An 11,576-nucleotide genomic window follows, 5' to 3' on the forward strand; every position below is an offset into this window, starting at 1 on the left:
CGGAGCTTCGCCGTCCACCGTGAGCCGGTGGGCAAGCGCATCACCACGGCGATCGCCCTGGCCGACGAACCCGGCGACGCGGCCGCCGGTCACCCACTGTGAGAGATCGTCTCGATGGGCGATCAATGCTCGGTGTCGCCGGAACGGGGATGTCGGTAGCCCATCCGAGTGCATCGATTGATCAAGTGGGGCGGCGCTGCGCCGAGAGGCTTCGCGGTCTCCCCTCCGACAGCGCAGGAGGAGGCCCTCGGCGCGTCAGGTAACTGGCGTTGGGTTGATGGTCCTGGCGCTGCGGGTGCCCCTCGGCTTCCGTCCGGACCGTTTGCTGCACTGCAGGCCGGTCCTGGGCGCCATGGTCGAGGACGGCGTCTACCGCTCGCACACTTCGGGTGGGGTCGGGTCAGGGGCGTTCGTAGTGCTGGAGGATCCCGCCTGCGGAGAAACAGAGGGCACCGGTGAGGGTGCCCCAATTGGCGATGTCGGCGTTGATCAGGCTGCCGGTGGCGGGGCGTGTGTAGGCGGCGAGTGCCGAGACCATGAAGAGGACGGAGCCCAGCTGATTCACGGCGACGATCCACCAGCCCAGGTCGCGCTGTCGGATGCACGGCCGGCCGTGGCAGATCTCGACGAACGCCAGATGGCCGGAGATCAGGAAGAGCACGCAGCCGATCACGTCGGGTGCCCAGATCAGTCGGTTGATCTGCTGGGTGGTCAGACCCTGGAGGAAGGAATCGAGCAGGTCGACGGCGAACACCAGGGTGCCGGCGAAGAGGACGAAGGCGCTCAGCCAGTCGACCCGCATCGGTTCATAGCTCCACCACCGCCACCGTCGGGCGACCAGGGCGCCTTCCCCTCCGGGCACATGGCGCGGAGCGTTGACGACCTGGAGCAGAGACAGATAGCCGCCGGTGTTGAAGAACAGGCCGCCGGCGAAGTAGATCGAAGCGCAGGTGGTGGCGTCGCCGGAGCCGAACTGGGCGACGGCGGCGCCGGTGGCGAAGAGCGCTCCGCCGATGACGAAGGCGGTGGCGGCCACGGCGTTGAGCCTGCGCAGCCGGGCCAGGGCGGTGCCGTCGGCGCTGACCTGACGGGCGCCGACGGTGCCGGGAGGACGGACGGCGACAATGCCTCGGCGCCGGGCGGGCCGGGATTCCCAGACGGCCGTGCCGCCGCCGGGCGGCTGCCAGGTGAGGCGGGTCGTGAACGGTCCCGCCCCTTCGGTGCGCTGATCGGGTTGTTCCACGGGCCGAGGCTAGACGTCCTGCCAGTCGTCGGCCGAACGCAACGCCGTCGGTGGGGCGGGCTGCGCCTCGGTCCGACGTTATGGTCGACGCGGAAGGCTACGCGGGGGGAATGGTGGCGATGCCGCCCTCTTCCTCGGGGCTGATAGGCGAGCGTGGCGCCTTGGCGCCGCGCCACCACAGCAGGCGGCCGTAGGTGAAGAGGGTGACCAGCGCGGCGCCGGCGACGACGTAGATGCTCAGCACGACGAGTGGCTGGGTGATGCTGTTGCCGTCGAAGTAGAGCGTGTTGCGCACCAGCGTGGTTCCGTTCCACGGCGGCAGGCCCGGACCGATGGCCTGCCAGAACGCCGGCAGGTAGGCGGTGCCGTTCACCCCGCCGGTGGACGGGTTGCCGAAGAAGACCATGATGACGACGGTGACCAGGGTCCCGATCGGGCCGATCAAGCTCTGCAGAGTCGCGGCGAACAGGGCCACAGCCAGGCACATCAGGGTGAACTCGCCCCACAGTGGCCAGAAGTTGGAGCCGACGTCGGGATAGGCGCCGAGGATCGGGCCGATGATCACATCGAAGACGAGGGCGGTGACGATCGCGTACCCGATGAGGCTCAGGACGCGTCGGCGGGCGGCCGCGGTCTTGGTGCGTTGCATGGTGAGGGTGGAGCCGAGGTAGCCCGCCACGAGCAGCACGAACACGGCAATGCCGGGGACGACGCCAAGGGGGTCCTGTTTCGGGAGCTTGTTGGTCAGCTTCAGGGCGAGTTTCTGGCCCTGGGGCTTGGCGGCCTCCTCGTAGAGGGCCGGCATCTGCCCGGGGGTGACCAGGCTGGCCACCTCGGCGATGACCACCGTGTTGGTCTGCGGGACGAAACCGCCGTAGATCTCCGCCCGGTTGGCCGCGGCCTCCAGAGCCGCCTGGTCGGAGTACTGGTGGATGTCCAGCGAGACGTGCTGCTGCACCGCCGTGGTGAGCGGCGAAGCACCGGTCACCCCCACGGCAGGTCGCGGGCGACCACGGCGTGCTGCGCGGACACGTAGGTGGTGACCATGATCGTGGCCATCGCGAGGGCGATCAGCAGGCCCGAGATCAACGCGGCCATGACGGGGGCCGCGGGCCCTCGACAGCGCCCGGCACCTCGCTGCCCGGACGGGTCCCCTCTCCTGCATCACTCATGGCATTCCCCGGGTCAGATAGGTGCGGGCCCATCGACTCCGGCCCCTGAACACCCGCTGACTCTCCCAGACCAGGCCGCCGATACCCCGGAGCCCCAAGAGCGGTTTAACCCAATTGGCCCGATCCCGGCCCACAGCCGCCGCTCAGGTCGCCTCCGGCGGCGGCAGGCGGAGCCACTCGTGGCGGGCCCAGTGCCACACCGACTCCCAGCGGTCTTCCGTGAGACCACCCGTCCCGATGCACGACCAGAAGACGACCGCGTTGTCGGGGCCGACGAGATAGAAGTCGCCTTCGTCCTCGCACAGGACGATCAGGTCGCGCGGAACGCCCTGGTCCCAGGCGATGGCCGTGAGCTCCGGCAGATACGTGTGCGCGTCCTCGTCCGTGACGGTGACGGGCTCCAGGCGGGCGCGCTCGACGTCACCGACATGGAGCAGGAACTCCCGCAGCCCGGCCGGCAGCTGGACGCCGTATTCCTCTTCGATCCGCGCGAGGAGCTCCTCGTCGGGAAGCTCCGGCGGGGCCTTGTCCGGCCCGTGGGTCTCCCGAATGTACTGCATGACGTCCTTCACGAATCTCCTCACGCCCACGGCCCCAGACCCGCGACTGCGGACCTGATGATCATTCTGGGACAAGGACGGTCCCAGGGCGGTCGCCGGACAGCGCCCATCCCAGGACGGTGCTGGACCGAAGGGCATCAGGACCAGTTCTGGCGCACGCAGGAGAGGTTGCGGCCGGCTCCGGAGCCGGCCGTGAACACGCGCAGGAGGCTGTCACGATCGGAGATCGGTGGCTTTGTTCACGGAAACCGGCTCTGGCACCCCCTCCGTGGAGCTACGCCGACCGGGCTTCTGTCTGCCTCATGACAAGCCCCTGACCTGCCGGTTCCCAGCGTGCTCCGGCCCCGGACACCGAGGATCGGCTCGACTTCACGGAAGTTGCGCCAGAGTCGCCGAAGACCGCCGCAGACACGTTGAACGACCAGGCGGATGACCAGGCTCGGCTGGCGTCTTGAGGCCCCGGATCTTGGGGCTTCAGGCCTCGTCTGGTGCGACTCAGTTCACGCATCTGCAGAACATGGGGCGCCTGTTCGTGTCCCGCGCCTGTGAATTCGAAGAAGCGGCGCGCGGGGCGACCAGAGTGCGAGCCGGTTTCCTCCAGCCAGGGCCTGTCCGGCCGATCATGCGGCTGATCCGAGCACCGATCCGATCCGATCCGGAAGGTCAGGAAACGGGGAAGCGGGGGCCGGGTCATCCAGCGGCTCCGTCCGCTGCTGACGCTGGAGCCGGCTTCGCGGCCGGTGGCGGACACCGACCGGTTGCGGATCGTGGACGGCCCCCTGATCCCGGTCCGCGACCGCAAGATCGGGGCCTCGTCCCGCACCTCAAGAGAGCCAGCCGCCCCCTCCTGCGCGGCCAGGAAGAAGACAACGCCGAACACCGGCGCGTCCGTGCCCGCGTCGAGCACGCCTTCGCCCGGATGAAGAACTGGAAGATCCTGCGCGACTGCCGCCAGAAAGGAGACGGCCTCCACCACGCGGTCCAAGCCGTCGCCACCATGCACAACCTCGCCATGACACGGTGAAACAACAGGCCAGATGTCACTTCCGCCTGCCGAAGCCGGACCTCCTGCAACACCCTTTAGGCTCGGGTCACCACCCCAGGCAAAGGCGGCCCGAGCTGTGAAGAGATCCCTGGTGGCGCCCAGGACCAGGGCTCAGTGGTCTCGTCGAGGCCGAGGCAGACGTAGGCCGACTGCGCATTTCCCAAACGGACCGGCAAGGCTTCATGAGCGTGGCCTCCTTGACCCGCCGGGCCGCCGCCTGCACAGTCGCGATGCGGCACCGTAGCAGCGCCGCATCCCTCTGCCGACCGGCCCTTAGCACATGGGGCGCGGACGGCCCTGATGATCAGGAGCGAATGGTCCGATGGTCCTCGACCTGGTGGTGATCGGTACGGCCATCACCCTGGGGCCCTTGCACAACAGCGCCTTCATCCTGCTGCTCTCCTCGCGGCGCGGCGTCCGTCAGGGCCTGGCATTCCTGTTGTCGTGGCTGGCCAACCTGATCGCCGTGATCGCTGTCGTGGTGCTGCTGACCGGCGGTCAGCCCCCGGCCCGCAACAGCGCGCCCTCGACCGCCGCGATCGCCGCGAAACTCGCCATCGGTCTGGCGTTGGTGCTGTACGGCGCGCGTCGGCGACGCCGGCCGCCCCGCCCGCACGGCCCACCGCGCTGGGCCGCCCGGATCGACAACGCCTCCTGGGTCACGGCAGCCGGTCTGGCGTGGCTGCTGCAGCCCTGGGGACTGGTCGGCGCCGGCGCTGCGACGGCCCTTGAGGCGAACCTCTCCACCACCGGCGACTGGCTCGCGCTGACCGGCTACTGCCTGCTGGCCACCCTCAGCCTCATCGTCATGGAGATGTACGCGGTCTGGGCACCTGCGGCCGCGGAGGCCCGGCTGAACGCCCTACGGAACTGGCTGAGCCGGCACCAGGAGCAGCTGGTTGTGACGCTCTCCCTCCTCGCCGGCCTGTGGCTGACGGCCGTGAGCATCTACGAGCTGGTCGCCTGACGCAGGCGGTTCCAGCTACGAGCACCACCTTCGTCCGGTTCGACAGTGATGGACAAGGAACCCTTCTGCGAGGTACCGGGCCTGCGGGATTCAGCTGGTGCGCTGCAGCGGCGGTGGGGTCCAGTCGCCGGTGAGGGCGGGCTGCTGGGGCCAGTACAGGCGCAGGAAGACGTTGAAGCTGCCCGCGGGTGCGGGGAGCCAGTTGCTCTCGCGGTCGGGTCCGGGGTTGTCGTGCTGGACGTGGATGTCCAGGGAGCCGTCGGGGTTGGTCCGCATGCCGCTGCGGTCACCGATCGCGTAGCGGTCCAGCGGGTTGTCGGCGAAGAGCTGGTGCTCGTTCATCATCGTGAGGGACCAGAAACCGTCGACGGGCGGGGTGTTTCCGGCGTCGAAGTGGAGCATGTAGGTGTGGGCGCCGTCGAGGAGCCGGCCGTCGGCGTCGGTGGTGGCGTGCGGGTACAGGGCGTCGGCGTCGAGGTTGGCTCCGTACCCGAACCGGGTGATGACCGCGCGTTTGGCGTAGTCGGTTCCGTAATCACCCAGGCCCCGGTGCACGGTCCAGCCACCGGAGTTCGCGGACTCCGTCCGGGCGAGCAGATCGCGCAGGACCTCCGGGCCGCGCTGCGCGCCCGCGTCCAGGGTGGCGAGCTCGTCGGGGGACAGGTCGTCCAGGCTCGCGCCGGGTGCGATGCCGAGTTTGGCGGCGCTGCCCAGGAACGGAGCGTCGGCGGGGTCGGGAGGGTTGTCGACCATCATCTGGTTGAGGAGGGTGAAGTACTCGCGGCCGCTGAGCGCATGGACCTGGTCGACGGGCGCCGTCGTGGTGACGGCGTCGGCAGGGACGGGGACGTCGGCGGGAGGGGAGTGGTCATCCGGGTCGCCGGTCCACTCCGACAGCGGAATCAGCCGCGTGTCGTCCTGGAGCCGGTTGACGGCCGGGAAGTCCGACGGGCCGCTGGTCGCGTACCGGGCGATGATCCAGTTCACGGCGGTGGGCGACTTCAGCAGGGTCAGACCGGCGGGGGCCCCTCCCGACCAGGAGGGCCCGGCGATCAGGAACGGCCCGGCGGACGGGCCGTTGTCGCGTTGGCCGACGACGGCGCAGACGTTCGACCAGGCGTCCAGGATCGGGACCATCCAGAACCGGTCACCGAACTCGGGCAGGGCCAGCACCAGGGGCTGGTCGGACAGATCGAGCCAGGCGCTGGAGTACAGGGTGTCGGCGTTCGGCGAGACGACCTCGGTGAAGGAGGCGTCCGGGGTGGTGCGCATGTAGCAGAACTGATTGACCGGGGCCTTCCTGCGCGAGTCGTCCCGGGCCGGGACCGCCGTCATGTTGCTTTTCGTCACGGCCGCCGTGACCAGCGGGTACCCGTAGAGCCATGCCTCCGTGGCCAGCTTCTCCATCGACTCATCCGTCATCGGCTTCTCCCAGGGGCTACGGCGAATCTCGTCCGGGCCGACGCTACGAGCGGGGCCCGCCCCCGGCGCGGTGAGTCCGCCGAACGGGTGGCCCGGACGGAAGGGTCAGACCCGAGCGGCAAGCCGCATATCCACGCTCGGCCGGCGACTCACGCGTCTCACCGATCGCGCGGTGACCATGAACCGATCAACACCAAGCAGCCCGAGCAGGCCAGCTTCGTTACGCAGGCAGGTTGCCGCCCGGTCATGAAGATCAAGGTCCAAGACCTACGGCTGGAGTACTAGGGACCTGAGTCGGAGATTCGTCGTTGGTTAGGCATGAGTCGTCCGGGTCCGAAGGTTCCGCCGTTGTCGGTCACTGACGCCCAGCGTGCGGTACTGGAGGGCTAGGCCGTTTCTTTCGGATCATCTGGTCGGCGAGGTGACCCGGAAGGAACGGCCTGGACGCGAGGCCGGGACAGACCTCGCGATGACGGCTGTACGCGACGAAGAGCCCCGCGGCCGAAGCCGCGAGGCCCTTCGATGTTGCCGTGCGCATGCGAGGGGCGATGCGCGCCCTGCTAGACGGTCTGGGCGCACATGTTGTACAGGTCCATGTTGCTGTCCGACTGGTCATCGGTGGCTTGGGCCCACCAGCCGTCCTGGGAGCCGGTCTCGCCGGCCTTGGCCGGTCGGCTCGCGTACAGGCTGGCCGCGGGCCCGTTGGCCGAGGCGGGGTAGGACTTGCTGAGGCCGGCCCAGTCGCCTTGTGCGACCGTTCCGTCTCCGCCCAGGACGACCTTCCCGGTCGGGCACGTCAGCTTGGCGACCTCCTTCTGGGGCAACGGCACGGGATCGCCCTGGAGCACCTGGTACCCCGCCGGCGGCGCGGCACAGATGGCGTAGGCCGTGACGGTCTGGGGGATGTTGTCCCACAGGTGGTGGGCGCTCACCACCCAGCCCGTCGCCTGGCCGCCCTCCATCATCGGGCTGCTGCTGATCAGGTTCAGGTCGTGGCCGCTCGGGGTGTTTCCGAAGCCGGCCTCGGCGCCCCCGCCGATGGCGACCCGCCCCATGGTGCAGGAGGCCGACAGCTCCCAGAAATCACCGACGTTCGCCTCCACCTTGACGATCTCGACGGCGGCGAGCCGTCCCGGCGGCGGAGGTGCCGCGACCCCGGAACCAGCCGACGCGGCGAGCGTGCCCGCGGCGACCGCGAGCGCGGTGACAACGACCCTGACCCTCTTCGTGATGCGCATGAATCCCTCTCTGGACGACCCACTTGCGTGACGAAGCGTGATCATTATATTACTTTGAGTATCTTTATTTTCTGTTCGAGAGCGCCGGACGCCCGGGGGTGAACGCGGGTGGCGAGAGCCTGGACGAGACGGCGCTCCACCGCTCGCAGAGTTCGAACCGCGACCGATTCCATGATCGAATCGCGATAGTCCCGGTATCCGTCGCCGCGTTCCGGACCTCGCTCAGGAGTGGTGAAGCGCGTATGGCTCCAACCGTGTGAGGGCGCGTGTTTGGTTGTGATCAAGGGCGGTCGGGAGAGGTCTTTGATCAGGACACCGAGACACGGAGGTGCTGACGAGACCTTGCCGGACCAGGCTCGGATGCCCCACCAGGCCTTCAGCCTGTCGACGAGGCGCCCGACGGTCTCACCATTGCCTACCAGACCGCATTCCACCTCGCCCCGATCCTTGTCCGGGCACGGCGACAGCCCGCTCAGCGATCGACCACCCAATGTCCTTCCACAGGCCAAGAGCCGGTGCCGACGATGTGTTCCACACACCGGAACGCCTTACGGATGGGGACGGTGTCCCCATCCGGGTACTCGTCGTCCTGCCCGTTGGAGAGGACGAACCCGTCGCTCAACCCCTCAGCTCCGGGGTCAACGGCATGCTCGCCGGGACCGCCCTCGTCTTCGAGCAGCATCACCATCGCGCGCTCGGTGTTCGTCACGGAGGCGAGCGACCGTCCGGACGAACTGGTCAGCCACGTCGCAAGCTGCCCGCTGTCGATCCTCGACTGAAGAGCCTCCAACACCATCTCGGACCACAGAGGCACGAGGCTGTCGTCACTGATCACCCAAGACTCGGTCACGAGCACGACGATCTCACGGACGATTCAAAGAGACGGTTCCTGAGCGCAGGAATTTGCGGTACTGGGCGACTACCTGTCCGCAGGGCGGGGGAAGTTCAGGGCCAGGGTCGGCACGTCCCCGCCGAGGTGGTCGATGGTGAAGACCGATCCCTCGGCCAGGGCTGTCTTGTCGCGCCACAGGGCCCATCCCACGCCAGTGGGGCCATGCCGAACGTGGCCGGAGGCGTTGATCGAAGCAACCCGGAGCCTGAAGCTACCGGGGCGACAGCTGTCATCGGGTGGACCGCCGTGATCACACACGTGGGCTTCGAGCTCCGGGAATTCTGGGATGGTCCGTCCGCTCCGACCGCAGACTCGCGGTCTGTGGCCGTCGCACACTGATACCTGTTTCCGGATGCTTGGTCCGTAAGTTCGGGGAGGCCGACCGCTCAGCGAAGCGGTGCAATCTCGGAAGATTGAGAAGAATGACGCGAGTGTGACGCTCAGCCGCCGACCCTTCCGACGTCGATGCGCCGACCACGCGAGGTATCCACCACAACGGGGATGCCGTCCGGGATCCGTCCCTCGAGCCGGTCGAGCAGGGATTTCACCGGCGGGAGTTCTCCCGGGGTCCGAACGTGGATGTACATCGTCCGGGAGGCTGCGTCGACGCTCGTGACGGACGCGTCCGGCTCCGCGGCGAGCCACTGCTCCGCGGCGTCCTTGGTGCTGTTGGTCCAGGCGTTGAGCAGCAGCGTGGTCGCGGTGTTGGCCGTCAGCGGAATGAGGACGAGGACGAACAGCAGGGCCATGGCGGCAGATGCTTTGCGGGCGGGGTGCCCGGCTGCCTTGTCAGCCTCTGCGGCGTAACCGAGCGATGCGAAGACCACCATGCCGGCGAAGACCAGGGCGAAGAGGTTCGACACGAACAGCGCCAGAGCGCCCAGCGCCAGCCATCCAGACAGCTGCCCCAGGCACACTCCGGCCACCACCAGAGGCGGGACGAGAGAGATGGCGATCGCGACGCCGGGCAGCACGGCTGCGACGTCCCGGCGTGCCAGCGCCACCGCCCCGGCGAAGCCGGTCGCCAGGGCGGCGATCAGGTCCATCAGGCCCGGCGACGTCCTTGAGGAGATCTGGCTGTTCGACAGCAGGTCGTAGTCGCTGGGCAGAAACACCGACATGACCATCCCGAGCGCGATCACCAGCAGGCCCGCGAGCAGGACGACCGTGGCCGATCCGGTACGACGACGCAGCACCGACCCGAGGGCGATGCCCATGATCGGCGTGGAGAGCGGGGCGATGATCATGGCGCCGATCACGGTCGCCGTCGAGTCCGTGAGCACCCCGCCGGCCGCGATGACCGAGGACAGCGTCAGCATCGTCCAGAAGGCCGAACGCTTGGACGTGGTGTCCCCGGTCGACAGGACCAGATCCTGTGTCAGTTCGTCCAACGAGCGGCGCTGAGAGGCCGGCAGAACACGGGCGCGAACCTTGCTCATCATGCCTCCAAGCAACCATGAACAGTAATATTTCGACGGGTAGGGCACAGGCAGATGATTCCGGTCCCGGGCCAGAACTCAGCGGAGGATCCTCTCCTTGGCCGACTGGAGTCCGACCGGTACGGGCGCGAGGACGAAAGGGATCAGTAGCCGGTGCCGCGTTTGACCTGGGCCCGCTCGGCGTCGTGCGTCGCACCCTTGTCGTCCAGGGTTCGGCAGGCATCGGTGATGTCCTGACTCAGGCGGTCGATGTGTTCGCGGCTCAGGGTCTCCTTGACGAGGGCACGCATGATCTTCACCCGCTCCGCGTTGGGCGGGAGCGTGTACGCCGGCACCATCCACCCGCGTTCCGCGGAGAGCTGCCAGGCGATGTCGGATTCGTCGTAGGAGCGCTTCTCCGCGAGGCGGAACGCGACCAGGGGCAGCTGTTCGAGGTCGCTGCCGATCACTTCGAAGCGGCCGCTGCTCCGCAGGTTGTCCGCCAGTACGCGGGCGTTCTCCTGCATCATCTTCATGACGTACGTGTAGCCCTGACGTCCGAGCCGCACGAAGTTGTAGTACTGCGCGAGCACCATCGATGCGCCGGTGGAGAAGTTCAACGTGAACGTGGCGTCGGTCTTGCCCAGGTAGTTCTCGTAGAACACGAGGTCCTTGGCCAGGTCGGACTCCTCGCGGAAGATCAGCCAGCCGATACCGGGATAGACCAGGCCGTACTTGTGGCCCGAGACGTTGATCGAACGCACCTGCTCAAGCCGGAAGTCCCATGCGGAGTCCGGGTAGAGGAAGGGCCACACGAACGCGCCGCTGGCGCCGTCGACGTGGATCGGGATGTCGAGGTCCCGCTTTTCACGGACATCCCGCAGGAGCGCGTCGATGCCGACGACGTCGTCCTTGTGGCCGGTGAACGTGGTGCCGAGGACGGCGACGACACCGATCGTGTTCTCGTCGAGGTGGGGTTCCACGTCCTCCGGGCCGATCGTGTACTTGCCCTCCTCCAGCGGCACGATCCGCGGCTCGACGTCGAAATAGCGGCAGAACTTCTCCCACACCACATGGACATCCCCGCCGAAGACCAGATTGGGCCTGTCGGCCGACAGGCCGGCGGCCTGACGGCGCTCACGCCACTTCCACTTCAGCGATAGCGCTCCGAGCATGATCGCCTCGGACGAGCCCTGGGTCCGGCACCCGGCAGTGCCGCCCGGCGCGTGGAAGAGGTCGGCGAGCATGCGCACGCAACGCCGCTCGATCTCGGCGGAGATGGGGTACTCCGCGTGGTCGATGAAATTGCGGTGAAGGTTCTCGGCGATCAGCCGCTGCGCCTCCGGCTCCATCCACGTGGTGACGAACGTGGCGAGGTTGCGCTGCGGATCGCCCTCCATGGCGAGATCCACGTCCACGAGCCGCATCGCGTCCGTCGCGGCCATGCCTTCGTCGGGGAATCTCTCGGAGGGGGCGGGCGCGGTCAGAAAACGATTGCCGAAAAGAACTGCGTCATCACGCTTGGTCATACGCTGATTCAAACAGCACGAGTTCCCTCCTCGGCAAGGGACACACCAAGAGGTGCTCGCCGGGCACCCGGCATGAACGACGCAGCAGGT

At 68.0% G+C, this 11,576-nt stretch carries 9 protein-coding genes and 2 pseudogenes; 2 read left to right on the forward strand and 9 right to left on the reverse strand.

Features of this window, described 5'->3' with window-relative positions; genetic code table 11:
* Positions 1 to 400: 400 nt before the first annotated feature.
* From ACFYUZ_RS37535 to ACFYUZ_RS37545, 3 genes are all read right to left on the reverse strand, one after another.
* A complete protein-coding gene (locus ACFYUZ_RS37535; protein WP_389317148.1) occupies positions 401 to 1,243 on the reverse strand; it encodes a hypothetical protein in 843 nt (280 codons plus the stop codon).
* A 97-nt stretch (positions 1,244 to 1,340) separates the two neighbouring features.
* Positions 1,341 to 2,231 (reverse strand): hypothetical protein, encoded by an 891-nt coding sequence (locus ACFYUZ_RS37540; RefSeq protein WP_389317151.1) that lies wholly within the window; start codon positions 2,229 to 2,231, stop codon positions 1,341 to 1,343.
* Positions 2,232 to 2,558: 327 nt separating this feature from the next.
* On the reverse strand, positions 2,559 to 2,975 hold the full coding sequence (locus tag ACFYUZ_RS37545; protein ID WP_389317154.1) for an SMI1/KNR4 family protein: 417 nt from the start codon (positions 2,973 to 2,975) through the stop codon (positions 2,559 to 2,561).
* 686 nt (positions 2,976 to 3,661) lie between these two features.
* Between ACFYUZ_RS37545 and ACFYUZ_RS37550 the strand changes: the two are divergent.
* Both ACFYUZ_RS37550 and ACFYUZ_RS37555 read left to right on the forward strand, forming a co-directional pair.
* Positions 3,662 to 3,999, forward strand: a pseudogene (locus ACFYUZ_RS37550) (transposase family protein); the annotation flags it as partial.
* Between the two features lie 343 nt (positions 4,000 to 4,342).
* Positions 4,343 to 4,987, forward strand: a complete 645-nt coding sequence (locus ACFYUZ_RS37555) for a GAP family protein (RefSeq protein WP_389317157.1) — start codon at positions 4,343 to 4,345, stop codon at positions 4,985 to 4,987.
* A gap of 90 nt (positions 4,988 to 5,077) precedes the next feature.
* Here ACFYUZ_RS37555 and ACFYUZ_RS37560 read toward each other — a convergent pair whose 3' ends face one another.
* The 6 genes and pseudogenes from ACFYUZ_RS37560 to ACFYUZ_RS37585 form a co-directional block, all read right to left on the reverse strand.
* A complete protein-coding gene (locus ACFYUZ_RS37560; RefSeq protein ID WP_389317160.1) occupies positions 5,078 to 6,409 on the reverse strand; it encodes a DUF1254 domain-containing protein in 1,332 nt (443 codons plus the stop codon).
* Positions 6,410 to 6,969: 560 nt separating this feature from the next.
* Positions 6,970 to 7,647 carry a hypothetical protein gene (locus ACFYUZ_RS37565; protein ID WP_389317163.1) on the reverse strand — a complete coding sequence of 226 codons (678 nt, stop codon included), beginning with the start codon at positions 7,645 to 7,647 and terminating at the stop codon, positions 6,970 to 6,972.
* Positions 7,648 to 8,119: 472 nt separating this feature from the next.
* Positions 8,120 to 8,497 (reverse strand): hypothetical protein, encoded by a 378-nt coding sequence (locus ACFYUZ_RS37570; protein WP_389317165.1) that lies wholly within the window; start codon positions 8,495 to 8,497, stop codon positions 8,120 to 8,122.
* A gap of 37 nt (positions 8,498 to 8,534) precedes the next feature.
* A pseudogene (locus tag ACFYUZ_RS37575) lies at positions 8,535 to 8,749 on the reverse strand (glutamate decarboxylase); the annotation flags it as partial.
* Between the two features lie 230 nt (positions 8,750 to 8,979).
* A complete protein-coding gene (locus ACFYUZ_RS37580; RefSeq protein ID WP_389317168.1) occupies positions 8,980 to 9,978 on the reverse strand; it encodes a TIGR00341 family protein in 999 nt (332 codons plus the stop codon).
* A gap of 143 nt (positions 9,979 to 10,121) precedes the next feature.
* On the reverse strand, positions 10,122 to 11,486 hold the full coding sequence (locus ACFYUZ_RS37585) for a glutamate decarboxylase (protein ID WP_389317171.1): 1,365 nt from the start codon (positions 11,484 to 11,486) through the stop codon (positions 10,122 to 10,124).
* Positions 11,487 to 11,576 lie beyond the last annotated feature (90 nt).

The organism is Streptomyces sp. NPDC004266 (genome assembly GCF_042874095.1).
Taxonomy (GTDB): domain Bacteria; phylum Actinomycetota; class Actinomycetes; order Streptomycetales; family Streptomycetaceae; genus Streptomyces.

Coding starts and splice junctions, on each gene's coding strand:
- ACFYUZ_RS37560 (WP_389317160.1), bottom strand. CDS start 6,409: ATGACGGATGAGTCGATGGAGAAGCTGGCCACGGAGGCATGGCTCTAC.
- ACFYUZ_RS37555 (WP_389317157.1), top strand. CDS start 4,343: ATGGTCCTCGACCTGGTGGTGATCGGTACGGCCATCACCCTGGGGCCC.
- ACFYUZ_RS37585 (WP_389317171.1), bottom strand. CDS start 11,486: ATGACCAAGCGTGATGACGCAGTTCTTTTCGGCAATCGTTTTCTGACC.
- ACFYUZ_RS37565 (WP_389317163.1), bottom strand. CDS start 7,647: ATGCGCATCACGAAGAGGGTCAGGGTCGTTGTCACCGCGCTCGCGGTC.
- ACFYUZ_RS37580 (WP_389317168.1), bottom strand. CDS start 9,978: ATGAGCAAGGTTCGCGCCCGTGTTCTGCCGGCCTCTCAGCGCCGCTCG.
- ACFYUZ_RS37545 (WP_389317154.1), bottom strand. CDS start 2,975: ATGCAGTACATTCGGGAGACCCACGGGCCGGACAAGGCCCCGCCGGAG.